The following is a 26466-nucleotide window of genomic DNA, read 5'->3' as shown; positions in this document are numbered from 1 at the left end:
ATGCCACAGTGTTCTCGCGCCCGCTCAGGGCGATCACATGCGCAGCAGGGCGTGCAACCGGATCCCCTCGGCGGCCAATGCCTCGGTCCCGCCCTCCTGGCGGTCGATCACGCAGAGCGCGTGCGCGATGTGGGCGCCGAGTTCGCGGAGCTGCCGGGTGGAGATCGCTACCTGACCGCCTGACGTGACGACGTCCTCGACGACCAGGACGCGCCGGCCAGCCGGGTCGGCACCTTCCGCGAGCCGGCGGGTGCCGTACGTCTTCGGTTCTTTCCGTACGAACGCACACGGCAGACCGGTGTGGCGGCCCAGCGCAGTGACCACGGCGATCCCGCCCATCTCCAGCCCGGCGAGGACCTGCGTATCGGGCGGCACCAGCGCGACCAGATGCTCGGCGAGTCGGTCCAGCAACCGTGGGTCGGCCTCGAACTGGTACTTGTCGAAGTACACGTCCGAGACCCTCCCCGAACGCAGGACGAAGCTCCCGGTCAGCCGACAGCGCGCTTCGACGTCGCGCGCGAGCTCGCGGAGGGTCATGAACCCAGCATGGCGCAGGTCGACCCCAGGGGCGCACGCCAGGTCGGGTTGAGAGGTCCCGCACTCGCGCGAGTCGCGCGAATAACCTCGTGCACAGCACCCGGCCGGCTTGATGAAATAGCAGGGCAGTGCCCGCAGCCGACACACCGCCGAGCCGACGGGCCGCCGGCCCAGGAATCGAAGGGACGACCAACGCGATGGATCTGGCCGCGGCACCCAAGATCGAGCTGCACAGCCACCTCGACTGCTGCCTGAGCTTCGAGGCGGCGCACCGGATCGAGCCCTCGATCACGCGGGAGCACTACGACCGGAACTTCGTCGCTCCGCCCAGGTGCCCGTCGCTGGCGGACTATCTGGCGTACACGATGAACTACCGGAGGCTCCTGCAGTCCGAACGCGCGTTGCGGATCGCGGTCGCGGACGTGTTCGCGCAGATGGCCGCGGACGGGATCGTCTACGCGGAGTTGCGGTTCGCGCCGCTGATCCACACCGAAAGCGGTGCCATGTCGGCCGACGAGGTGGTGGCCTGCGTGAGCGAAGAGACCGTACGCCAGATCGCGGCGACAGGCGTCGAGGCGACCTTGATCCTCTGCACGCTGCGCGACTACAGCGCCGAGCAGAGCATCGAAACGGCGCGGCTGGTCGAGCGGCACGCGAAGTCAGGGCCGGTGGCCGGGATGGACATCGCCGGCGACGAGATTGCGTACCCACTCAAGGTCCACGCGCCGGCGTTCGACTTCGTCCGCGAGGCTGGGCTCGGCATCACGGTCCATGCGGGCGAGGCCGGTGGACCTGAGAGTGTGCACGAGGCGCTGGACGTGACGGGGACGACGCGGATCGGTCATGGCGTACGCAGCGTCGAGGATCCTGAGCTGGTCGCGCGGCTGGCTGAGTCGGGCGTCCACCTCGAGATGTGCCCGACCTGCAACGTGCAGACGAGTGCGGTGGAGTCGTACGAAAGCCATCCGGTGGATCGCCTGCGTCGGGCGGGCGTGCGGGTGGGCATCAGCACCGACACCCGCGCCGTCACCGACGTCCGGCTGAGGCAGGAGTACGAACGGTTGGCGGCGACGTTCGGCTGGACGTCGGGCGATTTCGCACAGGTCAACCGCAACGCGCTCGACGCCGCGTTCGCCACGCCCGAGGTGAAGGCCCGCATCGCCACGATCATCTGACCGGACAACACCGACGCCGCCGGCCCGACGGCTCGGCAAGGAAGTTCCGCCGCGAGATCCCCGACGGTGACGCGCTGGCGGTGGAGACGAACCTGTTCCGCCAGACCTACAACACGATCCGGCCGCACCAGGCGCTCGGCGACCGCACTCCGCGCCACGCATACCTCGCTGGATGAAGCCGCACCGCCACGCAGTTGGCAGTTTCGGCGCGTTCGGAAGCGATAAGTTTCGCGGCGGTCCCAGGTCTATACGTCCGACTGCTCCATCGCACTCGAATCGGGAGGCATCTTGCGGCTTCTTCTCACGTCCGCGGGCATCAAGAACGCGAGCGTCCACGACGCGCTGGTCGACCTGCTGGGCAAACCCATCGCCAACTCCAGCGCCCTGTGCATCCCAACCGCGATGTACGGGCATCCCCACGTCGGTCCAGGAGCGGAGGCATGGCGTTTCATCAGCGGACGACAACCCCTCACGCCCATGTGCGAGTTGGGTTGGAAGTCCGTGGGAGTGCTGGAGCTCACCGCGCTGCCCAGCATCGATGAGGAACGCTGGGTCCCGCTGGTCCGGGAGACAGACGTCCTGCTGGTGGGAGGCGGCGATGCCCTGTACCTGTGCCACTGGATGCGGGAGTCCGGGTTGGCGGATCTCCTGCCGTCGCTGCGCGAGACGGTTTGGGTAGGGCTGAGCGCCGGGAGCATGGTGATGACCCCCCGCATCGGGCATCGCTTCGTCGGGTGGAAGCCGCCCGCCGGTGGGGAGGACAGCGCCCTGGGGGTCGTCGACTTCTCGATCTTCCCGCACCTCGACGGCCAGGACATGCCGGAGAACACCATGGCCGACGCGGAGCGATGGGCTGCCGGTATCCCAGGGCCGGCGTACGCGATCGACGACGACACCGCCATCAAGGTGACCGACGGGACCGTCGAGGTCATCTCCGAGGGGCACTGGAGGCTCTTTCCCTCCTAGTTCCGTCCTAGCTCAGGTGGAACGCGGACCCTGGACAGCTCACCAGCTGGGCGGGCGCGGTGTGCCACCGACGTGACCACAGGTGTACCTGCGCGTCTACCGGGTCGTGCCCGGCCCGTGGAGACGCGGCCAGCCGTCCGCGCCCCATACGATCCGGCGGAGCCCGAGACGGAAGTCGCCGTCGGCGGTCCCGTCGTAGTAGTGGTGCGCCAGGATCCCGTCGAACACCGACTGGCCACCGGGCCCGAACATCGTGCCCTGCTCCGAGAGCAGCACCGTGCCGCCACCGTGGGCGAGCGGCGTCCCGAGCTTGTCGTGATAGGGCCCGGTGACCTCGCGCGACCGGCCGACCGCGATCTTGTACGTACTCTCCACACCACGACAACAGAAGTCGATCGACACGAAGAGGTAGTACCACCCATCGCGCTTCACGATGTACGGCGCCTCGATCGCGTTCGGCGGCACGTGCCGGTCCGCGAGCCGCAGCGGTTCGCCCTGTCCAGCAACGGGTTTGCCGTCCGGCCACGAGAGCCGCACCATCCGGATCCCGCTCCAGAACGACCCGAACGCCAACCACGGCGTGCCGTCGTCGTCCTCCACGATGCCGGGATCGATGGCGTTGTAGTCGTCGTCGGGGACCGACCGCGTCACCAGTCCCTGGTCGACCCATTCGTAGTCAGGATCGCGAGGGTCGAGCGTGGTGTTGGTGGCGAGCCCGATCACCGAGCGGTTCGAGCCGAACGTCGAACCCGAGTAGTAGAGGTAGTAGACCCCGTCGTGGCGATAGACGTCGGGCGCCCAGATGTTCGAGACACCCGGCACCTCCTCGCGCACCCACGCGGGAATGTCGTCGAACACCGTTCCGACGAACTCCCACGACGCGAGATCGCTGGACCGACGGATCTGGACGGTGCCCGAGGACACCTGCGGATCGCCGGTGGAGAAGACGTACCAGTCCCCGTCACGGGCGGTCGAGGTGCCGGACTTCCCCTCGGACTCCCGTACCAACGCGGGATCGTGCGTACGCAGGTCACCGGTCAACTCGTCAGGTGGCACGACGGTACCGGCTCCGCTCACGGTTTCCGGGTCACCTTCTGGCCCGGGCCGGTCCCCGGACTCCCCTGGCTGGGCCGATGTCGAGGCCTGTGGAATGACTGCGACGAGCATCGCCGTGATGACAACCGCCATGATTCGTGTCATGCGCCTCTCCTGTCGCGCAACAGCGAGGATGCAAGCCAGAACAACTGTCAGGGCACCAGTAACACCTTGCGAAGATCGGCCGGACGGTCCCGCAGGGTCGCGATCGCCGACCCCACGTCCGTCACGGCGTAACGATGACTGATCAGTGGAGCGAGGTCCAGCAGTCCCGCGTTGAACATCGTGACGACGTGTTCCCACGCCGCCGCCGACGCACCGAAGACTCCCTGGACAGTGAGGTGCTTGAGCGCGATCTCCGCCAGGTCGCCCTCGGCCGGACCGGCCGGAATCCCTTCCAGGACGACGGTTCCGCCACGACGTGCTGCGGCCAGCGCGACCCGCGCCGAGGTCGTCCGCGTACCGGCCTCGAAGACCACGTCGGCCTCACATGACCACCCCGGCGCAGCCGCCTCGGTGCCGCTCACGCACCGCGTCGCTCCCCACCGCGTCCCGAGCTCGCGCCCGCCCGGGCTGTCGCCGATGAGAACCAGTTCGGCCGGGCTGTAGGCGGAGAGAATCTGGCACGCCACCAGACTGAGCGTTCCAGTGCCCACCACGACGACCCGCGCGCCCACCGCCGGGGCGGCGGCCCGGATCCCTTCCACGACACACGCCGACGGCTCCAACAGTGCGGCCGCCTCGAGGTCGGCGTCGGCACGCAGCCGGTGCACGAGTCGCGCCGGCACGGTCACGTAGCCACCGAACGCTCCAGGGTGGGTGAACCCCGTTTCCGCGTACCCCGCCTCGCACAGGTTCGTCGCACCCTCCCGGCAGCGAGGACAACGGCCGCAGTTGCGGAAACCCTGCGCAACCACGCGGTCTCCGACCGCAAGGCCGGCGCCGCCAGTGGCCGTCCCGCCGCTCGCGGCGTCGTCGCCGAGCGCGGCCACCGTGCCCGCCCATTCGTGGCCGGGTACGACGGGATACCGCACGTACGCCGCCGGCCGGGTGCCTTCGAACAGCTCCACGTCACTGCCGCAGATCCCCGCCGCGCCGACCTGGACCAGGACCTCACCCGGCCCGGGCCGCACCACCGGCAGGTCGACGATCGCGAAGTCGTCGGCGCCACGGACGATCACCGACGAACTGTGCTCTGGAATCGTGCCCATCTCGGCCGCCTCCCGTCTCGTTCACGCCGCGGGCGTCGACAGCCGGATCATGTTCCACGACATCGGCGGCAGCTCGACCCGCAGCTCGCCGTTGTCGACGACCGGCACCGGCAGTTCCTGTGGGACGACCCGTGCGTTGTCACGGGTGTTGGTCGCGTCCCGGTCAGGTCCGTGCAGCGCCACGTGCGCGACCGGGCGTACGCCGGGATCCGCAGAACCGCTCCCCAGCGCCCGCACGTCGGCCACCACACCGAGCGGCTCTGTCAAAGAACGGTTGACAGCGAAGATCGCCACGTCGCCGGTCTCGCCGTCGAGGGTGGCCGTGCAGTCGAGCTGGGGCACGGCGCCGTACTCCGCCGTCTCCACCACCGGCCCCGAGGGCTCCACCCGAAGCGTGTGCCCGACGCCGTAGGAGAAGGCGTACTTCATCGGATAGAACGTCGACTGGCGCCATGCCGGCCCGCCGTTCTCGGTCGTGATCGGGGCGATCACGTTGACCAGCTGGGCGAAACACGCCATCGACACCCGGTCGGCGCGGCGCAACAGGCTGTTGAGCAGTGATCCGACGACGACCGCATCGGCGAGGGAGTACTCGTCCTGGTAGAGCGCGGGCGCCTCCACCCACTCCCGTTCGTCACCTCGCTCGTGGTACCACACGTTCCACTCGTCGTACGACAGGTTGATGGTCTTGTTGCTCCGCACCTTGGCCTTGACGTAGTCGCAGGTGGCGATCACCGACTCGATCATCGCGTCCATGTCGACACCGGAGGCGAGGAAGCTCGCGAAGTCGCCGTCCTTCGGCCGGTAGTACGAGTGGAGCGAGACGTAGTCGACGACAGAGTAGGTGTGCTCCAGGACCTCCGCCTCCCACGAGCCGAAGGTCGGCATCCGCCGGCTGGAGCTTCCGCAGGCGACCAGCTCGAGGTCGGGGTCGACGAGTCGCATGGCGTGCGCGGTCTGCTGGGCGAGGATGCCGTAGTCGCGGGCGTTCTTGTGTGCGATCTGCCACGGGCCGTCCATCTCGTTGCCCAGGCACCAGATCTTGATGTTGTGCGGGTCCTTCGCCCCGTGCGACACGCGCAGGTCGGACCAGTAGCTCCCGCTCGGATGGTTGCAGTACTCCACCAGTGCCGTCGCCGCGTCGACGCCGCGCGTGCCGAGGTTGACCGCCATCATCGGCTCGACACCGGCCTTGCGACACCAGGCCGCGAACTCGTCGACGCCGACCGCGTTGGTCTCGATCGTCTTCCACGCCAGGTCGAGCCGGCGCCGACGCTTGTCCTTCGGCCCGATCGCGTCCTCCCAGGTATAGCCGGACACGAAGTTGCCGCCCGGATAACGGACCGTGGTCACACCGAGCTCGCGGGTGAGATCGAGGACGTCGGTCCGAAAGCCGTCCGGGTCGGCGTCCGGGTGGTCGGGCTCGTAGATGCCGCCGTAGACGCAGCGGCCGAGGTGCTCGACGAAAGAGCCGCGCACGCGCGGGTCGATCGGACCGATCGCGAACGCCGGATCAAGGGAGAGGGTGGCCTGCTTCACGTTCTTCCTTCCAGGCCGGGAGTTTCGGCCGAGGGATTGCGTTGACGCCAACGACACGCGATCGTAGCCTGAGCGTCGATATCACGCACATTGTTCGGCATATCGAACATTCTCGACATTCAGGATGGTTCCGGTGTGCTGGCCCGGCGTCCTAGGATCGGGCGCCGAGAAACCTCGGGGGATCGAGCACCGTCCGCTCGTCGACCACCGGCGGCAGATGGCGCAGCTTCGTCAAGACGTCGGTCGATCGGATGGAGGTGGGTCGGTGTCAGCTTCGGCTGCTGGTCGCCCGCCCGGCGGCTCTACCGGGCACACCCTGTCGTCGCGCAATCCCCTGTCTACGGGGCAGCCAGCCTCGGGCCGCCAGCACAGCCGGCGCGCGCTGCTGCGTTCTGCGGGCGTGCTCGCCGCTGGTGCCATGGCCGGCGGCCTCACCAGCTGCGGCAGCGTGCGGTCAGGCTTCACCGGCGCCCCGCCGGGTGCGAACGTCCTCACCTACTGGAACCTTCTCGGCGGCGGCGACGGCGTACGCATGAAGGACATGGAGGGCGTCTACCAGAAGGCGAATCCGGACGTCGACCTGGAAGCCGTCACCCTCACGTGGGGCAATCCGTACTACACCAAGCTCTCCCTCGCCACCCTCGGCGCGCAGCCACCGGACGTCGCGATCTCCCACCTGACAAGGGTTCCGACCCTCGTCAGTGCCGGATTGCTCCAGCCCTTCGCGCCCGAGGATCTCGCGCGCCACGGGATGGAACCCGACAAGTTCGTCCAGGCCGCGATCAATGGCGCGACCATCGACGGTCAGATCTACGCCATCCCGCTCGACACCCACCCGTTCGTGATGTTCTACAACACCGACATCTGCGAGAAGGCGGGTCTGCTCGACACCGACGGCAACCTCACCTCGGTCGACGGCGAGGACGCGTTCATCGAGGCCCTCGCCAAGGCCAAAGAGGCGAGCGGGACGTGGGGTGGTGCGGTCGCCACCATCGCCGACACCTCCACGCCGTGGCGGTTCTTCTTCAGCCTGTACGGCCAGCTCGGCGGCAAGCTGCTCATGGGCAGCGCACCCGACGAGATCCTCGAGGACGACAAGGCGATCCAGGCCGCGAGCCTGATGCGCCGGGTCACCGTCGAGGAGGAGCTCATGCCGACCAGCATCGACTACGGCGGTGCCGTCGCACTCTTCGCCAACCAGCGCTCCGGATTCTTCTTCCAGGGCGAGTGGGAGGTCTCGACCTTCATCGACGCCAAGATTCCGTTCAGCATGGCGAGATTCCCCCACCTGTTGGGTGACAGCTACGCCGTACAGGCCGACTCGCACACGTTCGTCATGCCCAACAAGAACCCGCTCGAACGCGACCGGATCGACCTCATCTTCGGCTTCATCCGTTCCATGCTCGACCAGGGCATCACCTGGGGCGAGGGCGGCCACATCCCCACCTGGCTCCCCGTCCAGGAAAGTGCGGAGTACAAGGAGATCAAGCCGCAGTCCAACTACGCCGACGTCGCCGAGAGCGCCGTCTACGACCCACCGGCCTGGTTCTCCGGGTCGGGTTCGAACTTCGAGGCGGTCACCGGCTCGGCGCTCGGCGGTGTTCTCGTCGGGCGGACCACACCAGAGGCGGCGGTCGAGCAGATGAAGAGGGGGGTCAGCAAGCTCGCACGGACCGCATCACCGCTCTGATCGTCGTTCCCGCTTCTGCAGTCAGCTCCGCGGCCCGGGATTTCGCGTCGTAGAGCCACCGTCAAGAATCGCCTCTCAACCAGGTCAGGAGGTCTCGTGGGCACCGCGACCATCGCTCCCCAGACCGCGGACGAACGGACCACGGCGTCCGGCGGGCGCCGTAAACCGGCACTTGCGGGGTTCGGGTTCCTTGCGCCGTTCCTGCTTCTCTATGTGCTGTTCCTGGTCGGCCCGAGTATCTACGGCCTGGTGATGAGCTTCTTCCACACCAGTCTCGTCAAGGGCGGCCTGAGCAGCTTCGCTGGATTCGCCAACTACGCCGAGGCTTTCCAGACTCCCGAGTTCTGGGAGTCCCTCTGGCACACGGTGTGGTTCACCATCCTCACCACACCGCCGTTGGTCATCCTGGCTCTGGCGTTCGCTCTCCTCGCCGACCGGGTCGTCCGTGGGCGATGGTTCTTCCGGCTGGTGTTCTTCGCACCGTACGTCCTGCCCTCTGCCGTCATCGCCCTGATCTGGAGCTGGATCTACACCCCGGATATCGGTTCGTTGAGCGGCTGGCTCACCACGGTGGCGGGCTGGTTCGGTGTCGAGTTCGCTCCGCCGATCTGGCTCGGTGACCCGAACTGGGCAATGATCTCGGTCGCGGCCGCGACCGTCTGGTGGACCATCGGGTTCAACTTCGTGCTCTATCTGGCCGGGCTCCAGGACATCCCCCGCGAGCTCTACGAGTCGGCGAGCATCGACGGCGCCAGCGCCTGGCAGCAGATGACGCGGATCACGGTCCCACTGCTGGGGCGTACGACCACCCTGGTCGCGGTCCTGCAGATCATCGCGTCGTTGAAGATCTTCGACCAGATCTATCTGATGACCGCGGGCGGGCCGGACTTCAGCACCCGTCCGGCGATCCAGTACATCTACGACGTGGGCTTCACCGACTACCGGGTCGGCTACGCCTCGGCGGTGTCCATGGTGCTGTTCGCCCTCATCCTCGTCGTGTCGCTGGTGTGGTTCACGATCATGCGGCGCCAGGAAAGGGAGGTCTGACGATGACGGCAGTCGCAACCCCGACCGGTGGCAGGGTCACCGCACCGCCGGAGAAGCGAGGCATCACCCGGGCGCGGGTCTTCAACGGCGTCTGCATCGGGGTGCTGATCGCCTTCGCCCTCCTGTGGTTGGTGCCGCTGCTCTGGGCCGTCGACACCTCCCTCAAGCCCGAGGGCGAAACCACGAAGGTCCCCGTCACGTGGCTGATCGACAGCCCCACCATCGAGGCGTACACGAAGGTCATCGGCGCCGGAAACCTGCTGCAGTGGTACGCCAACTCCGCGATCATCTCGATCATCGTGGCAACGATGGCGGTGCTCGTCGGGAGCATGGCCGGTTTCGCCCTGTCCCGCGTGCGTTTCCGGGGCAGCAACGTGGTGTTCTGGTTCATCCTGGCCGGCATCATGATCCCCGGCGAGGCCCTGATCGTGCCGTTGTTCCGGGAGTTCGCCGCGGTCGGCGCGATCGACACGTACTGGGCCGTCATCCTGCCGCAGATTCCGGTACCCATCGCGGTGTTCGTCTTCAAGCAGTTCTTCGACGGTGTTCCGCGGGAGTTGGAGGAGGCCGCGCTCGTCGACGGTGCCAGCCGCCTTCGCATCTACGCGCAGCTTTTCATCCCGCTCTCCCGTCCGGCGATATCCGCGGTCGCGATCTTCACGTTCGTCTGGTCATGGAACAACTTCCTGTGGCCGCTGCTCGTGTTGACCAGCACCCCGCTGATGACGCTGCCGGTCGGCCTCGCCACCGTCTCCAGTTCGTACGGAATCCAGTACGCGCAGATCATGGCGTCGGCCGTGCTGGGTGCGCTGCCGCTCATGGTGGTGTTCCTGCTGTTCCAGCGCCGGATCGTCGAGGGCATCGCCAGGACCGGCCTCAAGGGCTGACCCGCGGACCGGTCAACCAGGCACTGCCCGACGACCCGGGATCTGACCGACCCTGGTTGACCAGCGCCACCCGACTTGGCCTGGTCAACCAGGCGGGCCCGCCCGACCACGCCGCCCGACTGACCAGCCCCGCCCGACTGACCAGCGCCGCCCGACCGTGGCCTGGTCAACCAGGCATGGAGACACAAAAGCGGCGTCAACACCTCGCCCAGGGTCCATAGACCCAGCCAACCAGGCGAGTCACCCGGCCAACCAGGCGAGTTGCGGACCCGACCAGGCAAGTAGCCTGCCAAACAGCGCCATGGGCGGATCAGTCCAACCACGATGCCGGGCCGAGGGGCCACACCGCTAACAAAACCTGCTCAGCGTGGTCAATCACCGCAGCGGCCGAGGGGGCCACACCGCTAACAAACCTGCTCAGCGTGGTCAATCACCGCAGCGGCCGACGGGCTACACCGACCACAACCCTGCTCAGCGTGGTCAATCACCGGAGCTGTCGCACCTCGGCGCCAGAGCGGTGGTGGCGCGGGCAGTCAGCCGCGGCGCGAGCTGCGTGGCGGCCGGCACCACACCCTGGGACAGCTTGGCCATCGCCAGGTCGACCGCGCGGCGGCCCACGTCGTCGGCGGGCAGGGCGACACACGACAGATCGAGGCGCGCGGCCAGCTCGTCCGGACAGATCGCGACCACCGAGATGTCGTCTGGCACTCGCCGATCGCGTTCGCGAAGGGCGGCCAGCACCGACTCGATCACCGACACGTTGTGGACGATCAGCCCCGTCAAGTTGGGCATCGTCCGCAGCAACTCCTCGATCGCCGCGAACGCCGCCTCCCGGGTCGGTTCGCAGGCACGCGTCTCCACGAGAACGCCACGCTCGCCTGCCGCCGCGGCCACCCCGTCGGCGACCCGGGTGGCGAAGCCGGTCCCGCGCGCATAGACCGCCGGCGGGCTTCCCACGAGACCTATCCGCCGATGCCCGAGGTCGGCGAGGTGACCCACGCACGCCTGACCGGCAGCGGCGGAGTCGAGGTCGACGCAGGTCAGTCCTTCGGCGTCGGCAGGGAACCCGATGAGTACGCAGGGAGTCCGCAGCGACCGCACCAGCGGCACGCGTACGTCGTCCAGCTCGACGTCCATCACGATGATCGCGTCAGCGAGCGCACTCGCCTCGACGCGGCGCAGGCCGCGCTCACCCTCGTCCTGCGTGAGGAGGAGAACGTCGTGGTCGACCTCGCGGGCCCGGGTGACGACGGCGGTGACGAACTGCATGAGGACCGGAACATGCACGCCGGTACGCAGCGGAACCACCAGGGCGAGGACGTTGCTGCGCTTGCTGGCAAGGGCCCGTGCGCCCGCGTGCGGGTGGTAACCCAGCGCCCGGATGCTCGCGTGGACGCGGCGTTGGGTCTCCGGAGCGATCGGGCGTTTGCCGCTGAGCACGTAGGACACCGTGCTGGCCGACACCTTGGCGTGCCGAGCGACATCCACGATCCCGACCATGGCTACCCCTGCTGTTGCTCACCACAAGCTGTTGCTCACCACAAGGATGGTGCCGACGAAGCTGCCGACCAGAGGTCGAAGCGATTCGACCTCGCATAGTATGCAAGCACGCTGCGTACGAGGCAATCGTCCTCACTGCCCGCCGGATCGCCGTGAAGCCCGGCCGGCGTCGGCCGGTCAGTCCGATGAGGACATCGCCGCAGGCGCGTGACCGGGGCCGTCAGAGTGGTCATGGACCTCCGCCCGACTGATCGCCGGCGACAGCAGCATCCATCCGGTCGTGGCGGCCACACAGCCGAAACAGGCCACCCCGACGGGCCCGAGGCCGACCACGCCGACGAACGCACCGAACGCCGCGATCCCCAACGGCGTCATGGCACTCGACACCACCGTCACGACGCTCTGGACCCGGCCGAGAACATCCGGCCTGGTCTCGGTCAGCAGCAGGCCACTGAGAATCGCGTTGCAGGGTCCGAGGCAGAACGACCACCATGCCGCGGCCGCGCAGACCGTCCACACGTCGGTGGCGAAGATCAGCCCGGCGAAGCCGGGGAGTCCGGCGATGATCCATAGCCCCAACGCGAAGCCGGCCCGTTTCGGCGGCTGCGCGACCGCGCCGAGCAGGCCACCCACGATCAGCCCACCGGCAAGGAATCCCGCCACCAGGCCGTATCCGGACGGGCCCCAGCCCGCGTCCTGTGCCTTGAGGACGACACCGATCGTCTCGACCGGAATGGCCACCATGTTGAGGATCAGCGTGATGACGGCCAGCCCGCGGATCAGCGGATGCCCTACGACGTAACGCAGCCCGTCGGTCAGCGCCTGCCTGACGCCGGTGTCCCGCTTCGGTCGTACGATCGTGAACCGCGGACGGACGAACATCAGAATCGCGAAGCAGAGCAGGAAAGTCGCGCCGTTGACGAACGCAGCCAGCGCGAATCCGCCGAGAGCGACCAGGATGCCACCGGCACCTCGTCCGAGCGCCTCGGAGATGCTCCGGGTGAACTGCCGAACGGCCGCACCCCGCGGAAGTTCCGCGTGGGGCAGGAGCGCTGCGAGATAGCTGTTGGCGGCCGGCAGGTAGAACGCGTCGATCGTGCCGAACGCCAGTCCGAGAGCGATGAGGAGCCACGCCGTGGGAGGCTCGCCACCGGCGGTGAGACCGGCGCCTATCAGAGCGGTGAGACCGGCCAGGACGTCAGCCGCCAACATGAACCGTCGTGGCCCACGGAGGTCCGCCACCACACCGCCGACGAGCATGAACGCCGCACGGGGAATGCCGGTGGCGGCCAGGACGATTCCGGTCAACCGTGGATCGCCGAGTTGTGCGGCCGACCAGCCGACGGCGATGAGCCAGACGTTGTCGCCCACGTAGCTGAGGCCGCGCGCGAGGATGTAGCCGACGAAGCGAGGGTCCACTCGAAGGTCCACTCGAAGCGTCATCCCCGTCCGCACAACTCCGCCCCTTTTGATGTCATGAACCTGACCGCTTCCGGCCCTCCCCGTCGCGCTCGGACCCGCAGAATCAGGTCGTCCGAATGCGCGCTATGCCCCGACCCTTGCCACAGTATGCGATCACTCGAGTACGAAAAGCCAGCACGGACGCCGACTTGTGCAACGTGAGGGCGCTACTTGACCAGCGTCGTCGTCCCGGTGCGGTCCCTGCGTGGTCCTGCGTGGTCCCTGCGTCCTTCCAGTGGCCCTCGTGTCGCGGCGATCGTTCCAGTTCGTCCTGCATGATCGCCACCGTGTCGGCTGGCCGGGCTGTCCACGAACCATGCCACGGCCGGCCGGCGGAATACGTCAGATGTCTATGCTGTCCGCTGAGTACGCCCCAGCAGGCCAGCGTGTTCCGTACTGCACGCCTGGCGGTGACCGAGCCTCGAAGGAGCGGGCGATGTCAGAGCAGCCGACATCAGGCCAGGAAGCACGCACCCAGTCGACGCCAGGCCAGTCGACGCCAGGCCAGTCGACGCCAGGCCAGGGAGCGTCAGCGCAGGGAGCCGCAGGGGAGAAGGCACCCCTCCGGAGCCGGACGTGGTTCGGCGCGACCGGGCGTTCCGGTATGACGCACCGTTCGTGGATGCGCAACCAGGGCTTCGGACCCGACGTGTTCGACGGCCGGCCGGTGATCGGGATCGCCACCACCTGGTCAGAGCTCGCGCCCTGCAACTCGCACCTGCACCGTGTCGCCGAAGCCGTCAAGCGCGGTGTCTGGCAGGCCGGCGGCTTCCCGCTGGAGTTCCCGGCGATGGCACTCGGCGAGACGATGCTGCGGCCGACCGCGATGTTCTACCGCAACCTCCTCGCCATGGAGGCGGAGGAGCTGATGCGGGCCAACCCGATGGACGGCGTCGTCCTCCTCTCCGGTTGTGACAAGACCACTCCGGGCCTGCTGATGGCCGCTTCGTCGGTCGACATCCCCGCCATCATGGTGACCGGCGGACCGATGCTGAACGGCAAGTACAAGGGCCAGGACGTCGGATCCGGTACGCATGTGTGGAAGTTCGAGGCCGACCTCAAGACCGGCAAGATGACCCAGGAGGAGTGCTACTTCGCCGAGGGATGCATGGCCCGGTCCAACGGCCACTGCATGACGATGGGTACGGCATCGACGATGGCGTGTGTCGCCGAGGCGCTGGGCATGCAGCTGCCGGGCTCGGCGACCTGGCCGGCGGTCGACTCCCGCCGTTACGAAGTCGCGCAGAGCGCCGGCCAACGGATCGTCGCGATGGTGCACGAAGAGCTGCGGCCGAGCCAGATCCTCACCAGACCGGCGTTCGAGAACGCGATCCGCGCCAATGCCGCCATCGGCGGCTCGACCAACGCGATCGTGCACCTGCTCGCGTTGGCCGGCCGGCTCGGCGTACAACTCGACCTCGACGACTTCGACACCCTCGCGCGACCGGTGCCGACGCTGGTCAACCTGATGCCGTCCGGGAAGTACCTCATGGAGGACTTCTGCTATGCCGGCGGTCTGCCGGTGGTGTTGCGCGAGCTCGCCGACGGTGGGCTGCTGCGGAACGACCAGATCACGGTGACGGGACGCGGCATCGCCGAGAACAACGCCGACGCGGAGTGCTACAACCGCGACGTGATCTACGCGCTGGACGAACCGTTCCAGCCGCCCAACACGGGCACGGCGGTGTTGCGCGGCAACCTCGCGCCGAACGGTGCCGTCATCAAGCAGTCGGCCGCGTCGCCCGGGCTGCTCAAGCACGAGGGGCGGGCGCTGGTCTTCGACTCACCCGAGGACTACCACGCCGTGTCCGACGATCCGGACATGGACGTCGACGCGACGGACGTGTTGGTGATCCGTTACTCCGGACCCAAGGGCTACCCGGGCATGCCGGAGGTCTCCAACGTGCCGCTGCCGACGAAGCTGCTGAAGGCCGGCGTCACCGACATGGTGCGGATCTGCGACGGGCGGATGAGCGGGACGGGATTCGGCACGGTGGTGTTGCACGTGTCGCCCGAGGCGGCGGTCGGCGGACCGTTGGCGTTGGTGCGTACGGGCGATCGGATCGTGCTCGACGTGCCGGCCCGCACCCTCACCGTCGACGTGTCCGACGCCGAACTCGAACGCCGCCGGGCGGAATGGACCCCGCCCGAGCAGAAGTACACGAGCGGGTACGCCTGGCTCTACACCCAGCACGTGCTTCAGGCCCACGAGGGAGTCGACTTCGACTTCCTGCAAGGCTCCCGTGGGCACGCGGTCCCGCGCGAGTCCCATTAGGCGGCGGGTGTTCGTCGGGAGCTCGCCGTCTGCATGAGGGGTCCCCTGATCCTACGGCCGCTTGGATCAAGGCGCCCCTCATGCAACAGAAGCGGCGGGAGTACGCCTGCGCCGTAAGCGTCGACCGGTGGGGTCAGGGGCGCACTTCGTACACGATGTTGAACGGCGTTTCGGCGACCCGGCGGAACCTCGTGAATCCCGCGTCGGTCACCAGGTGCCGGATCGGAGGCTCCCCGGCCTGCGCGCCGAGGGAGTAGCCACCGTCCTGCGACAGGGCGTTCGGAACACACAGGAACGTCGAGAACGAGTAGTAGACACGCCCCACCGGGTTGAGGTTCGCAGCGACCGAGTCCCCCGCGAACGGCTCGACGACCATCCACGTACCGTCGGGGGCGAGCGAGTCCCGGATGTGTCGCGCGGCACCAAGCGGATCGCCCATGTCGTGCAGGCAGTCGAACGTGGTCACCAGGTCGTACGGACCACCGGTGAAGTCCTGCGCCGATCCGACGGTGAAACTCGCCCGCTCGGACAGGCCCGCCTCTGCCGCACGGGAGTTCGCCGAACGGATCGAACCGGCGTGGTAGTCCGAGCCGACGAATGTCGAAGCAGGGTAGGCCTCCGCCATCAACACGGTCGAGGCGCCGTGACCGCACCCCACGTCGGCCACCCGCGCACCGGCCGCCAGCTTCGCCTCGACGCCGTCGAGTGCCGGGAGCCACTCGCTCACGAGATGCGCGATGTAGCCCGGGCGGAAGAAGCGTTCACACCCGACGAACACCTCCTGGGCGTGCTCGTGCCAGCCGACACCCTCGCCGGAACGGAAGGCTTCGACGATCCTTGGCAGCGCGCGTAGCGATCCGAGGGCGAGCTGGAACGCACCTGGCGCATAGACCGCGCCGTCGGGGTCGGTCAGGACGAACGCCTGTTCCTCGGTCATGGAGTACGCGCCCGCGTCGGCGTCGTACTCCACATACCCCCCGGCGGCCTGCCCACGCAGCCACTCCTCGACATAGCGGGCATCGGTGCCGGTCCGCTCGGCGACGTCTGCCGGCTGGAGCGGCTTGTCCGACTCGGCCAACGCCCGGTACAACCCGAGCTGCTCGCCGACGACGACGTTTCCGGCCGCCATCGTCGCTCCGACGTCGCCGACGAAACGACCCAGGAACTCCATCAGCTTGTCGTTGTCCATCGCGCCCTCACGTTCCTTCCTGACGGGCTGTGGGTGTTCCGTGGAACGTTGCGCGTCGCTCGCGGAACACCAGCCGGAACGCTGCCGCGGCATGTTGCACCGCGGTTGCAGGAGGCGCACCGCAACGCCACTGCAATGTCCGGGACCAAGCTCGCGACCAAATGGCCGCACGTACGACAACCGCGCTCGCGCCCTCCGTACTGGACTCGTTCCGTCGGGGCGAGGACAGTGGCGTCCGCGAGGTCTATCTCGCCTACAACGGTCCGGTCTTCGCCGTCGCGTGGAGCGTGCTCGGCGATCGGGAGCTGGCGGTCGAGGCCGTCCAGGAGACGTTCGTGCGCGCTTGGCGGGCAGCGGCGCGTTATGACCCTACGCAGGACATCGCGCCGTGGCTCTTCACGATCGCCCGCCGGGTCTCGGTCGACATCTGGCGCTCACGCCGGCGGATGCCGACGACCGAACTCGAGGAGACGTCGGCCGTCGTGGCCGGCCCGGAGCTCGACTCCATGTGGGAGGCGTACCAGGTGCGCGCCGCTGTGGACCGGCTGCCCGAGGAGGAACGCGACGTTGTTCGCCTCGCGCATTTCGGCCAACGCAGTCACGCGGAGATCGCCGCGGAGCTGGGCATCCCGATCGGCACCGTGAAGTCCCGGTCGCACCGCGCCCACCGGCGCCTCGCCGGGTGGCTCCGCCCGCTCTGCGTCGTCAGCCCGGAAGGGGCGGAGGGACCATCCGGCGTGCTCGGCGTACCTGGCGGAACCGGCGTGCCTGGCGGACCCGGCGGAACCGGCGTAACGGGCGCACCTGGCGGGCCCGGCGGACCGGGAGTACCTGGTGCCGTCCGCGAACCGACCGACCCGTCCGCTGCGTACCAGCCGTACTCGGACCCGGGAGCGCGGCACGATGAACCCTGACGACCGACTCAAGGACTACCTCGAAACCGGCGCATCCGCCCATGGCGCTCCCGACGGTGCCGTCCGCGTCCGTGCCCTCCTCGGATCGCCGGCGGTCTGGGAAGGACCGCCGGACCTGACTCTGCGGCGGGTCCTGTCCCAGATTGAGACCGAACGCCGTGGCGGCGGCCCCAGGATCGCCGCCGAACGCTCCGCCGCCGAACACCCCGCCGGCGACAGACGCGCTGGGCGGCCCGGCCGGGGCCGGCGGACGAGGCGCGCCGCCCAGGTCGGCGCCGACATCGGGCCAGCCCGCCGATACCGGGCGGCCCCGCGGCACCTGCTCGTCGCCGCCGCCGCGGTGTTGATCTTCGGCGGCGGCGCCGTAGGCGGTTGGTTCGCCGCGGAGGAGAACGTCGGACGACGGGGCACCGAGGTAGTCCTGGCAGGCACCGAACTCGCCCCGGACGCGGGCGCCGTGGCTCGGGTCAGGGACACCGCGAGCGGACTCGCGATCACCGTCCGGGTCACCGGCCTGCCACCCGCACCACCGGGAACGTTCTACGAGGCGTGGATGAAGTCACCGGAGGGCCACCTGGTCCCGATCGGAACGTTCCACCTCAAGGGTGACGAGGAACCGGTCGAGCTCTGGGCCGGCATCGACCCCGCCCGTTATCCGCTGCTCACCGTCACCCTTCAGCGCGAGGGTGAGGGTACGGAGTCCTCCGGAAGGGTCGTTCTGAGCGGCACCATCGCACCCGCCCGATGACGCGCGGCTGCGCTCGGTGGGGCCACCGGCTGCGCTCGGCGGGGCCACCCGCTGCGCTCGCGCGGGGAGTGGAACCGCGGTCGAAAGCGGAGGCAACCTGACGGAGCCCATCCCTGCCAATGCCACCGTGGCAGGGTTCGCCGGTACGACGCCGCTGCCGGTGGAGAACACTGGGTCCTGGCACATCTACCAGCTCTCCCTCGACGAACCAGTGGGGATCTGATGGCGATGAGACTGACGAGGAACGCAGAGGCAGGACCGTTCGCCCGCTTCGTTCGCTGGTCGTCGGCGACGGCTCCCGTGTCCTGGGTCTATGCGCGGATACTGCACCGGATCGACGCCCTGGTCTATCGACGTACCCACGGCCGGCACACCGCGTCCAGCCTGGTGTCGGGTCTGCCCGTCACGATGCTGACGACGACCGGTGCCAGGACGGGCAAGGAACGCACCCTGGCGGTGCTCACGATCCCGGACGGCGACGAGTTTGTGCTCATCGCGTCGAACTTCGGCCAGAGCCACCATCCGGCGTGGTACCACAACCTGCGCGCTCATCCCCGCGCGATCATCACCGTCGATGGGGTCTCGACCGTGGTCGAGGCGCGCGAGACCACCGGCGACGAACGCCTGCGTCTCTGGCGGCTGGCCTTGGAGGTGCACCCGGGATGGACGCGGTACGAACGGCGCGCTGCCGCGGCCCGTCGCCGGATCCCCATCCTGCTGCTGTCCCCTGTCGCCGACCCGACGCCGGCCGACCCAACGCCCGCCGACGACCCGACACCGATCGCTGACCCGACGCTTGCCGACGACCCGTCCACTGGTTCCTGAGCCCAGGATCACCCAGACGGGGAGGCGTCGGCGAGGAGGATACGGACCGGGTGGGCCTCGGGCGAGTTCATCTCGGCGAACAACGTGTGCGCCTCTTGCCAGGCGCTCTCGGCAGCCCCGGGTTCGTTCCGTTCCCGCAACGCCCGACCCAGCACGAGCAGGGTGCGGGCCAGTCCGAGGCGGTGCCCGACCTCGCGGTGCACCCCCAGAGCCTTCCGGGCCCCCTCGACCGCTTCGTCAAGCCGGCCTTGCGCCATCATGATCGTGGCGGATGCCGTGAGCGCCGGGCCCTCGAGCAGCCGGTACCCCGCCTGCCGGACCAACGTGAGAGCCTGCTCGACGCAGCCGCTCGCGTCGTCTGCCCGGCCGAGATGCTGGTACGAATGAGCCAGCCCGATCAGGGCGGCGACCTCGTGCTGGCGGACTCCGATCTCGCGGCTGAGCCGCAGGGCGTGGTCGTGGTGGTCGACCGCTTCGGCGAAGTTGCCGAGCCGTTGGTGGACCGTACCGAGAGTGTTCAGGGCATCGGCCTCGAACCGCCGGTCTCCCGCCTCGCGGCTCCCCGACAGGGCGGCCCGGGCGAGCTCGAGTGCCTCGGCGTACCGTCCCGCGTCGCAGTGTGCCGTGGCGAGGGCACGCAGGTTGTCGGCTTCCTGGACGCGATGGCCCAGCTCCCGGTTCAGCGACAGCGCCTGGGTGAAGTGGGTCAGTGCCTCGTCGAGCCGGCCAAGGACGAGGCAGCATTCACCGAGGTTGCCGAGTAACACCGCCTGGCCGCCGCGGGAACCAACCTGCTGGAAGACCGGCAGTGCCTCCGCGTAGTACTCGGCCGCCCGCGGCAGGTTGCCGGCCTCGGCGAAGAGGTTGCCGAGGCTGACCAACCGGCCGGCGACGATCGGCATCCAGCCGATGTCCCGCGCGGTGTCGAGCGCCCGCGAGAAGTAGTCGGCCGCCTCGTCGAGTCGCCCGGCACGGCGGCACAGGATGCCGATCTCCCCGAGCGCCACGGCTCGCGCCTCCCGCCACCCGCACTCGTCGGCAAGGTCGAGTGCGCGGGTGTAGTGGACGGACGCGTGCGGGTAGTCGCTCTCCCGTTCGTACCTCGCACCGAGACTCAGGTGTGCCGCGGCCTGCCCGTGCAGGTCACCCTCTGCCTCCGCCGCAGCGAGGCCGGCGGACGCGACCGTCTGCCAGTCGTGACTGTACGTACGCAGGCTGAAGTAGCCCTTCAGCGTGTTGGCGAGGAGTGCGGCCGGTGATCTGGGCCCATGCACCGCGGCGTGTCGAACGGCGGCTACCAGGTTGGCGCGTTCGGCGTCCAACCAGGTGAGCGCCTGGGTGTGGTTCTCGAGCGCGGCGAGCGCGCGCGGCGGTGGCTGGTCGCTGTCCGGCGCTGGTAGGCGGATCCGGTCCGGATACAACAGCGCGGCAGCCGCATCGGCGGTGACCAGGAACGCGGCCAGGAGCCGCCCGAACGCCGCCCTCCGGTCGGCCACGGGATCATCGGCTTCGGTGCGTTCGGCGGCGTAGAGGCGGAGCAGGTCGTGGAACGCGAACCTGCCGGGTGCGGGGCGGTCGACGAGGTGGGCGGCCTCCAGCCGGTCGAGGAGGCAGGACGCCTGAGCGGGCGGAATCCCGGCAAGCGCTGCCGCGCCCGCCGCGGTGACGTCCGGACCGGGCATGAGACCGAGCAGTCGGAAGAGGCGTTGCGCGTCCGGCTCCAACGCGGAATACGAAAGGTCGAACGCCGCCCGGACCGCGCTCTGCTCGTCACCTGCGACCTCGAGCGCTCCGAGTCGGTGCTCGCCGGCCAGGTCATGGACGAGGGAGGCGACACTACGCCGGCGGTCGACAGCCAGGTGTGCGGCGGCGATCCGGAGTGCCAGTGGGAGTGAGGCGCACAGCCGGGCCAGCTCGTCGGCCGCGTGCTGGTCGGCGTGGATGCGTTCCTGGCCGAGGACCCGACCGAGCAGAGACCGCGCTTCGCCAGGCTCCAGAACGTCGAGCGTGAGGTGCTGAGCACCCTCCCTGGCGACCAACCCGCCCAGCCGGTCACGACTGGTCACGACGACAAGGCACCCCGGACTACCCGGCAGGAGAGGGCGGACCTGGTCGACTGTCCGGGCGTTGTCGAGTACGACCAGCACCCGCCGGCCGGCCAGCGATGAGCGGTAGAGCGCCGCTGCCTGCTCGAGTTCGGCCGGCACCTGGTCGGGCGCCACGCCGAGTGCACGGAGGAAGGCGGCCAGCACCTCGGCCGGCTGTAACGGTGGCATCGGCGCGTAGCCCCGCAGGTCGACGTGGAGCTGACCGTCGGGGAACCGGTCTCTGACGGTGTGCGCCCACTGGACGGCGAGTGCCGTCTTGCCTACGCCGGCAGTTCCGGAAATCACCGCGATCGGCATTCCACCGGTGTCGCCATCGTCGGCGAGCAGTTCGTCGAGGCGCTTCAGGTGCCGGGTCCGACCGGTGAACGCCACCGTCGCCGCCGGGAGCTGCGCCGGCGCACCCATGACGGGCGGTGGCGTGGCGGACGACGAACCGGCAGCGGACGCGGACGCCGCGGTAGGGGTCGTGGTCGTGGCCAGGCTCGTGGCTGTGGCCGGTGTCGTTGCCGGGGTCGTGGCTGTGTCCGGCGTCGCGACCTGGCCCGGCATCGCGACCTGGCCCGGCGTCGAGGCACCCCCAGCCGTCGCCGTACCCCCAGCCGTCGCCGTACCCCCAGCCGTCGCCGTACCCCCAGCCGTCGCCGTACCCCCAGCCGTGGCCGTACCCCCCGCAGTGACCGGCGTCCCGCCGCGCGCCCCGAGGTAGTCCTCCATGGCGTCGCCACCCGCGAGGATGCTCTGGTGCAGCAGACGCGCGGTCGCACCGGGCTCGACCCCGAGCTGCTCGACGAGGGCCTCACGAAGCTGCCGGTACGCGGCAAGAGCGTCGGCCGGCCGGTCGGCCGCGTACAACGCCAGCATCAGTAGCGCCCACAGACGTTCGCGCAGCGGATACTCGCGTACCAGGCCCTGCAGCTCCCCCACCAGGTCGGGGTTGCGCCCGAGGCGCAGGTCGACGTCGATGCGTTCTTCCAGGACCGTCAACCGGCGATCTTCCAGGCGTACGGCCTCGGAACGGCACGCCTCGATGTCGAGACCGGCGAGCGCGGGGCCGTGCCACAGCGCCAGCGCCTCGGCCAGCAGGTCGGCCGCCTGGCCCAGGGCCATCGCCGAACGCGTGATGGCCCCGCCGCCCCCGGTCAGCGCGTGACGGGCGGCCCGCACCAGCTCGTCGAACTGGTCGAGGTCCAGCTCCCCGGCGCGCACCTCGAGGACGTATCCGGGAGCCCGGGTCAGCAGCCGCTGACGGTGCGACGTGCCGTCGTCCACCCGCAGCACCCGCCGCACGTGGGCGACGCACCCCTGCAGCAGACCGCGCGCGCTGGCCGGCGGGTCGTCACCCCACAGGTGGGCGACCAGCCGGTCGGCCGACGTCACGCGGTTGCCGTTGAGGAGTAGCAGGGCGAGGAGCGCCCGCTGCTGCGGTCCGCCCACGGCCAACCGCTGCTCACCGTCCCAGACCTCAAGCGGTCCGAGGATCCGAAACCGCATAGGGGCTCCCTCGAGGCCAGATTCGCAGGCTAACAGGCAGGCGGCCGGCACGACCCGGAGATCGTGTTCGTACGGGCGAACAGGTCTGTTCAGCGTCCTGACCTCCCCGGACGACCCGAACCGGCCGGCGGGCGGATTGTCCATCACTTGCCCAGGATTTGCCCAGACCCGTGGGGGACCGTCTGCCCATGGGGAGTACGCGGCGGGGTGGCGACAGGTTCTCGTCCAGGGGGTCCGGATGCGATCCGCAGCGGTAGCGGCGCGTGACCGGCCGGGGATCCTCGACCCCTACGTCCGCGTGGTCGGCAGTCTTGCGGTCCACCGTGAGGGCCGGGTCCTGTCCACCACGGACGTGGGTAGCCGTAAGGCCCGCACGCTGCTGGCGCTACTGGCCGTCGAACACGGGCGGCTGGTCGGCACCGACCGGATCATCGAGGTGCTGTGGGGGGACGCACCGCCGCGCCGGCCGGCCGAGAATCTCGCGACGTTGGTGAGCCGGCTTCGCACCTCCCTCGGCCCTGATGTGGTCGTGGGAGGGCGCGGTGGCTACCGCCTGGGCGGGGCGCTCGAGGTCGACCTCACCCGTGGCGAGCGGCTTGTGGCCGAAGCCGACCAGCAGCTGGCCGACGGTCAGCCGGCGCACGCGCTGGCGACGGCACGGCACGCGCTCGCGTTGCTCGACGGAGAGGTCCTCGAGGGCGAGCCCGACGCCGACTGGGTAGCTCCCGCCCGCGCCGTCCACCGCGAACTCGTCCGGCACGCCCGACACACGGCAGCCGAGGCGGCCGAGCACGCCCGGGACCTTCCGACGGCGGTGAACCTGGCGCGCGCGGCGGTGGCGGCGGATCCGCTGGACGAGGCGGCCTACCGGGCGCTCATGCGGGCGTACGCACTGGTGGGTGAGCCGGCGCGGGCGTTGTCGGCGTACGAAGAACTACGTTCCACCCTCGCGACCGAGCTCGGCGTCGATCCTGCCCGCGCCACTCGCGAGCTGCATGTGGCGATCCTGCAGGAACGGCTTCCAGGCCCGGCCGACCTGGGACCTGTTGCCGCCCTGCGGTCGGGTTCGGGCCTGGCCGCTGTCACCGCTGGTACGCCCGCACCTGCTGGTACGCCGGCACCTGCTGGTACACCGGTGCTGGCCGGTACGCCGACGCTGGCCGGTACGCCGACGCTGGCCGGTACGCCGACGCTGGCCGGTACGCCGACGCTGGTCTTGGCGGCCGGACCCACGCTGATGCTGGTGGTCGGGGCGACCGGCGCGGCGGGTGGGGCTGGCGCGGCGGTGGTTCCAGCCGGAGCCGGCGCGGAGGGCGGACCGGGCGCTGCGACTACCGAAGCGCTCGAGCATCAGGTTGCCGAGCTCATCCGCTTCGCGCGCTCGATGGGTTGTGTCGTCGTGCAGGCACCACTGCACTCGTGGTCCCGCCTGCTCCGCACCTCCTGAACAGAACCCGCGCTCTTCGCCCGCCCGGGCGCGCTGTCGGTGCTCGGAGTGTTGACGTTCCTCGCCTCGTGGAGCGACTACCCCTGGCCGTCGATCGTCGCAAGCACATCCTCGACAACCTCATGATCGGCTCGATCAAGAGCTGAGTCCGCTCTCTTGGATCCACGCCGCCCGGCCTAACCTGTCGTGCGACGGGCGGCGACTGCGCCTCGTGCGAATGACCACGCTGAGCATGCGTGCGTACGTCATCGAGGTGTCGACACCATGCCCAGGTGCCACAGGCATGCTCAGCGTGGTCATTCCCGGCCCCGCCAGGCGCGGGTCAGCGGCCGCAGCCGCCCTCCTTGTCAGGACGCACGCCGGGCCGGGCGAAGTCCTCGGTCCCCTTGTAGGCGTACGGATCCTCGCCCGCCACCATCTCGATGTCGCGGTAGTCCCACTTGGCCACGTGCATGTTGTCGGGCACCTTGCCCCAGGGCAGCAGGGACTCGGCACTCATGTAGTGGTTGGTCAGTGCCCTTCGGAACCCATCCCGGCCGGAGTTCGGCAGCGACCGGTGCAGCAGGTAGCCGTTGAAGATGACCGCGGCGCCCGCCGGGATCTCCACCGGCACGGCGTCCTCGTCACGGTAGGGGAAGTCGTACAGCTCGACCGTGCAGTCGAAACGCTCGTCGTCCTGGTCGCGGTCGGGGTAGATCACGCCGCGCCGGTGCGAACCGGGTAGCACCCACAGGCAGCCGTTCTCGATCGTGGCGTCGTCCAACGCGATCCACGCGGCGGTCAACGACCTGTCCCGGGTCGGGATGAAGAACTCGTCCTGGTGCCACGCCTGTCCCGGCTTGCCCTCCGCCTTCATGAACAGCATCGACTGCATGCACTTGACGTTCGGCCCGATCACCTTCGTGAGGGCGTCGACGATCCGCGGATGGTGCAGCGAGCGCTGGATCACCTTCGACAGCTTGTTCGGGAAGTGGATGCACAGGTAGCGCCGCATCACGTCGGCGTCGGACTCGTCGGCGTCCGCTGCCTCGACTCCGCTGATCTCGCCCAGGTCGCCGCGGCACAGGCGAGCGGCCTCCGCGTTGATCTCGGCGACCTCGGCCGGCGACAGCGCACCTGCCAGCACAGCGAAGCCGTCCTGTCGGACCTGCTCGATCAACGCGTCAGAAACCGTCTCGTGCAGGACGACCGGCGACGGCCGCCGCTCGACCTGTGGGACAGCGGACATGGCACACCCCTTCGCGATACTGACGTTCGTCCCACCAGGATGCGTGGGCGGACCGCCGACGAGCCATGCACCTGCGTGGCCACAACCTGTCTGATCCTGACATCACCCTCCGTTACCTGATCCGTTTCGTCGGGACACTTCCTGCCGCGGCTGGCCGCGGACGGTGGTGATCCGGCATCATCGCGATGGCCAGTGGTGCCGGATCACCCGGCGGCACCGAGCTGGCCGCCGACCCAGAGGACGACTACGCGGAGGACACCATGGTCGCTGTCGAGCAGGTCACCGACCCACACGCGCACCACGGCGAGGGCCCGGTATGGCACCCCAGCTGGGGCGGCCTGCGCTTCGTCGACATGCTCGCGGGCGACATCCTCACCGCCGACCTCGCGACCGGCGCCGTCACGCGTACGCACATCGGAGAGGTGGCGGCGGCCTTCCGCCCCCGGGTCGGCGGTGGACTGGTCGCGGCGAACGAGCGCGGGTTCCTCCTCCTCGCCGACGACGGCACCATCGAACACCTCGGCGAGGTCTGGTCCGATCCCACCATCCGGATGAACGAAGGTGGTTGCGATCCGCACGGCCGGTTCTACTGCGGCTCGATGGCCTTCGCCGGGACACCCGGCGCCGGTACGGTCTATCGCCTCGACCTCGACCGCAGGGTCTCCGTCGTCCTCACCGACGTCACCATCTCCAACGGCCTCGCCTGGGCGCCCGAGCAGCACCTTGCCTACTACATCGACACCCGTACGCAGCGCGTCGATGCCTTCGACTACGACCCGGCGCGGGGCATCGTGGCGGAGAGCCGGCGCCCGATCGTCACGATCCCCGGCGAGCACGGCGGCCCGGACGGCATGACGGTCGACGCCGAGGGCTACCTGTGGGTGGCGATGTGGGGCGGTTCCGCGGTCCGCAGGTACGCACCAGACGGGCGACTGGACGGTGTGGTCGAGCTGCCGGTGACGCAGGTGACGGCGTGCACGTTCGGCGGGTCGAACCTCGACGAGCTCTACATCACGACCTCGCGCCAAGGGCTACCCGAAGGCAAGCAGCCGTCGGCGGGTGCGATCTTCGTCGCCGAGACCGGGGTGCGCGGGCTTCCCGTCCTCCCCTTCGCCGGCTGAGCCCGGCCGGCG

Annotated in this window: 21 protein-coding genes; 12 read left to right on the top strand and 9 right to left on the bottom strand. The window is 69.3% G+C overall.

Annotated elements, in window-relative coordinates; translation table 11 throughout:
- Positions 1-33: 33 nt before the first annotated feature.
- Positions 34-537: an orotate phosphoribosyltransferase gene (pyrE, locus tag ABNF93_RS28025; protein WP_349331206.1), complete on the bottom strand. Its 504-nt coding sequence runs from the start codon at positions 535-537 to the stop codon at positions 34-36.
- 128 nt (positions 538-665) lie between these two features.
- Between pyrE and add the strand changes: the two genes are divergently transcribed.
- From add to ABNF93_RS28010, 3 genes are all read left to right on the top strand, one after another.
- Positions 666-1712 carry an adenosine deaminase gene (add, locus tag ABNF93_RS28020; RefSeq protein WP_349331205.1) on the top strand — a complete coding sequence of 349 codons (1047 nt, stop codon included), beginning with the start codon at positions 666-668 and terminating at the stop codon, positions 1710-1712.
- Entirely contained in the window at positions 1616-1888 is a 273-nt protein-coding gene (locus ABNF93_RS28015; RefSeq protein WP_349331214.1) for an integrase core domain-containing protein, read from the top strand. The genes add and ABNF93_RS28015 overlap by 97 nt, the downstream gene beginning before the upstream one ends.
- A 112-nt stretch (positions 1889-2000) precedes the next feature.
- The gene (locus ABNF93_RS28010; RefSeq protein WP_349331204.1) at positions 2001-2678 is read left to right on the top strand and encodes a Type 1 glutamine amidotransferase-like domain-containing protein; all 678 of its coding nucleotides are present in this window, start codon (positions 2001-2003) and stop codon (positions 2676-2678) included.
- A gap of 96 nt (positions 2679-2774) precedes the next feature.
- Here the strand turns inward: ABNF93_RS28010 and ABNF93_RS28005 are convergent, their stop codons facing one another.
- Genes ABNF93_RS28005 through arfA form a run of 3 tightly spaced genes read right to left on the bottom strand, consistent with a single transcriptional unit; the run spans position 2775 to position 6523 of the window.
- Complete coding sequence (locus tag ABNF93_RS28005) at positions 2775-3878, bottom strand: arabinan endo-1,5-alpha-L-arabinosidase (RefSeq protein ID WP_349331203.1); 1104 nt, start codon at positions 3876-3878, stop codon at positions 2775-2777.
- Between the two features lie 47 nt (positions 3879-3925).
- Entirely contained in the window at positions 3926-4984 is a 1059-nt protein-coding gene (locus ABNF93_RS28000; RefSeq protein ID WP_349331202.1) for a zinc-dependent alcohol dehydrogenase, read from the bottom strand.
- A 21-nt stretch (positions 4985-5005) separates the two neighbouring features.
- A complete protein-coding gene (gene arfA, locus ABNF93_RS27995) occupies positions 5006-6523 on the bottom strand; it encodes an arabinosylfuranosidase ArfA (protein ID WP_349331201.1) in 1518 nt (505 codons plus the stop codon).
- A gap of 265 nt (positions 6524-6788) precedes the next feature.
- Here arfA and ABNF93_RS27990 point away from each other — a divergent pair, with 265 nt between their 5' ends.
- The 3 genes from ABNF93_RS27990 to ABNF93_RS27980 all read left to right on the top strand — a co-directional run bounded on the left by ABNF93_RS27990 (position 6789) and on the right by ABNF93_RS27980 (position 10147).
- A complete protein-coding gene (locus tag ABNF93_RS27990) occupies positions 6789-8213 on the top strand; it encodes an extracellular solute-binding protein (RefSeq protein ID WP_349331200.1) in 1425 nt (474 codons plus the stop codon).
- A gap of 96 nt (positions 8214-8309) precedes the next feature.
- Positions 8310-9260, top strand: a complete 951-nt coding sequence (locus ABNF93_RS27985; protein WP_349331199.1) for a carbohydrate ABC transporter permease — start codon at positions 8310-8312, stop codon at positions 9258-9260.
- Positions 9261-9262: 2 nt separating this feature from the next.
- Positions 9263-10147, top strand: a complete 885-nt coding sequence (locus ABNF93_RS27980; RefSeq protein ID WP_349331198.1) for a carbohydrate ABC transporter permease — start codon at positions 9263-9265, stop codon at positions 10145-10147.
- A 480-nt stretch (positions 10148-10627) separates the two neighbouring features.
- On the opposite strand, the gene ABNF93_RS27975 is transcribed toward ABNF93_RS27980, so the two are convergent.
- Complete coding sequence (locus tag ABNF93_RS27975) at positions 10628-11635, bottom strand: LacI family DNA-binding transcriptional regulator (protein ID WP_349331197.1); 1008 nt, start codon at positions 11633-11635, stop codon at positions 10628-10630.
- Between the two features lie 189 nt (positions 11636-11824).
- A complete protein-coding gene (locus ABNF93_RS27970) occupies positions 11825-13090 on the bottom strand; it encodes an MFS transporter (RefSeq protein ID WP_349331196.1) in 1266 nt (421 codons plus the stop codon).
- Between the two features lie 364 nt (positions 13091-13454).
- On the opposite strand from ABNF93_RS27970, the gene ABNF93_RS27965 reads away from it, so the two are divergent.
- Positions 13455-15383 carry an IlvD/Edd family dehydratase gene (locus ABNF93_RS27965; RefSeq protein WP_502877635.1) on the top strand — a complete coding sequence of 643 codons (1929 nt, stop codon included), beginning with the start codon at positions 13455-13457 and terminating at the stop codon, positions 15381-15383.
- Positions 15384-15516: 133 nt separating this feature from the next.
- On the opposite strand, the gene ABNF93_RS27960 is transcribed toward ABNF93_RS27965, so the two are convergent.
- Entirely contained in the window at positions 15517-16572 is a 1056-nt protein-coding gene (locus ABNF93_RS27960; RefSeq protein ID WP_349331194.1) for a class I SAM-dependent methyltransferase, read from the bottom strand.
- A gap of 161 nt (positions 16573-16733) precedes the next feature.
- On the opposite strand from ABNF93_RS27960, the gene ABNF93_RS27955 reads away from it, so the two are divergent.
- The 3 genes from ABNF93_RS27955 to ABNF93_RS27945 all read left to right on the top strand — a co-directional run bounded on the left by ABNF93_RS27955 (position 16734) and on the right by ABNF93_RS27945 (position 19059).
- The gene (locus ABNF93_RS27955; protein WP_349331193.1) at positions 16734-17486 is read left to right on the top strand and encodes an RNA polymerase sigma factor; all 753 of its coding nucleotides are present in this window, start codon (positions 16734-16736) and stop codon (positions 17484-17486) included.
- Positions 17476-18234: an anti-sigma factor gene (locus tag ABNF93_RS27950; RefSeq protein WP_349331192.1), complete on the top strand. Its 759-nt coding sequence runs from the start codon at positions 17476-17478 to the stop codon at positions 18232-18234. Before ABNF93_RS27955 ends, ABNF93_RS27950 begins: the two co-directional genes overlap by 11 nt.
- 228 nt (positions 18235-18462) lie before the next feature.
- On the top strand, positions 18463-19059 hold the full coding sequence (locus ABNF93_RS27945) for a nitroreductase family deazaflavin-dependent oxidoreductase (protein WP_349331191.1): 597 nt from the start codon (positions 18463-18465) through the stop codon (positions 19057-19059).
- Positions 19060-19067: 8 nt separating this feature from the next.
- Here the strand turns inward: ABNF93_RS27945 and ABNF93_RS27940 are convergent, their stop codons facing one another.
- Positions 19068-22658, bottom strand: a complete 3591-nt coding sequence (locus tag ABNF93_RS27940; RefSeq protein ID WP_349331190.1) for an AfsR/SARP family transcriptional regulator — start codon at positions 22656-22658, stop codon at positions 19068-19070.
- A gap of 238 nt (positions 22659-22896) precedes the next feature.
- Between ABNF93_RS27940 and ABNF93_RS27935 the strand changes: the two genes are divergently transcribed.
- Entirely contained in the window at positions 22897-24105 is a 1209-nt protein-coding gene (locus ABNF93_RS27935; RefSeq protein WP_349331189.1) for an AfsR/SARP family transcriptional regulator, read from the top strand.
- Positions 24106-24427: 322 nt separating this feature from the next.
- Here the strand turns inward: ABNF93_RS27935 and ABNF93_RS27930 are convergent, their stop codons facing one another.
- Positions 24428-25333: a phytanoyl-CoA dioxygenase family protein gene (locus ABNF93_RS27930; RefSeq protein ID WP_349331188.1), complete on the bottom strand. Its 906-nt coding sequence runs from the start codon at positions 25331-25333 to the stop codon at positions 24428-24430.
- A 185-nt stretch (positions 25334-25518) separates the two neighbouring features.
- Here ABNF93_RS27930 and ABNF93_RS27925 point away from each other — a divergent pair, with 185 nt between their 5' ends.
- Positions 25519-26454, top strand: a complete 936-nt coding sequence (locus ABNF93_RS27925) for an SMP-30/gluconolactonase/LRE family protein (protein ID WP_349331187.1) — start codon at positions 25519-25521, stop codon at positions 26452-26454.
- Positions 26455-26466: the final 12 nt, after the last annotated feature.

Source organism: Actinopolymorpha sp. B9G3 (assembly GCF_040120725.1).
In the GTDB taxonomy this organism is placed as follows: Bacteria; Actinomycetota; Actinomycetes; order Propionibacteriales; family Actinopolymorphaceae; genus Thermasporomyces.
This window is presented reverse-complemented; position numbering and strand designations above follow the sequence as displayed.

Bases quoted from the DNA above. Each gene is read 5' to 3' on its own strand.
- ABNF93_RS27970 (WP_349331196.1), bottom strand. From the start codon at position 13,090: ATGACGCTTCGAGTGGACCTTCGAGTGGACCCTCGCTTCGTCGGCTAC.
- ABNF93_RS27965 (WP_502877635.1), top strand. From the start codon at position 13,455: ATGTCTATGCTGTCCGCTGAGTACGCCCCAGCAGGCCAGCGTGTTCCG.
- ABNF93_RS27925 (WP_349331187.1), top strand. From the start codon at position 25,519: ATGGCCAGTGGTGCCGGATCACCCGGCGGCACCGAGCTGGCCGCCGAC.
- ABNF93_RS28000 (WP_349331202.1), bottom strand. From the start codon at position 4,984: ATGGGCACGATTCCAGAGCACAGTTCGTCGGTGATCGTCCGTGGCGCC.
- ABNF93_RS27930 (WP_349331188.1), bottom strand. From the start codon at position 25,333: ATGTCCGCTGTCCCACAGGTCGAGCGGCGGCCGTCGCCGGTCGTCCTG.
- ABNF93_RS27955 (WP_349331193.1), top strand. From the start codon at position 16,734: ATGGCCGCACGTACGACAACCGCGCTCGCGCCCTCCGTACTGGACTCG.
- ABNF93_RS27945 (WP_349331191.1), top strand. From the start codon at position 18,463: ATGAGACTGACGAGGAACGCAGAGGCAGGACCGTTCGCCCGCTTCGTT.
- ABNF93_RS27950 (WP_349331192.1), top strand. From the start codon at position 17,476: ATGAACCCTGACGACCGACTCAAGGACTACCTCGAAACCGGCGCATCC.
- ABNF93_RS28005 (WP_349331203.1), bottom strand. From the start codon at position 3,878: ATGACACGAATCATGGCGGTTGTCATCACGGCGATGCTCGTCGCAGTC.
- ABNF93_RS27940 (WP_349331190.1), bottom strand. From the start codon at position 22,658: ATGCGGTTTCGGATCCTCGGACCGCTTGAGGTCTGGGACGGTGAGCAG.
- ABNF93_RS27935 (WP_349331189.1), top strand. From the start codon at position 22,897: ATGCGATCCGCAGCGGTAGCGGCGCGTGACCGGCCGGGGATCCTCGAC.
- ABNF93_RS27980 (WP_349331198.1), top strand. From the start codon at position 9,263: ATGACGGCAGTCGCAACCCCGACCGGTGGCAGGGTCACCGCACCGCCG.
- pyrE (WP_349331206.1), bottom strand. From the start codon at position 537: ATGACCCTCCGCGAGCTCGCGCGCGACGTCGAAGCGCGCTGTCGGCTG.
- ABNF93_RS27960 (WP_349331194.1), bottom strand. From the start codon at position 16,572: ATGGACAACGACAAGCTGATGGAGTTCCTGGGTCGTTTCGTCGGCGAC.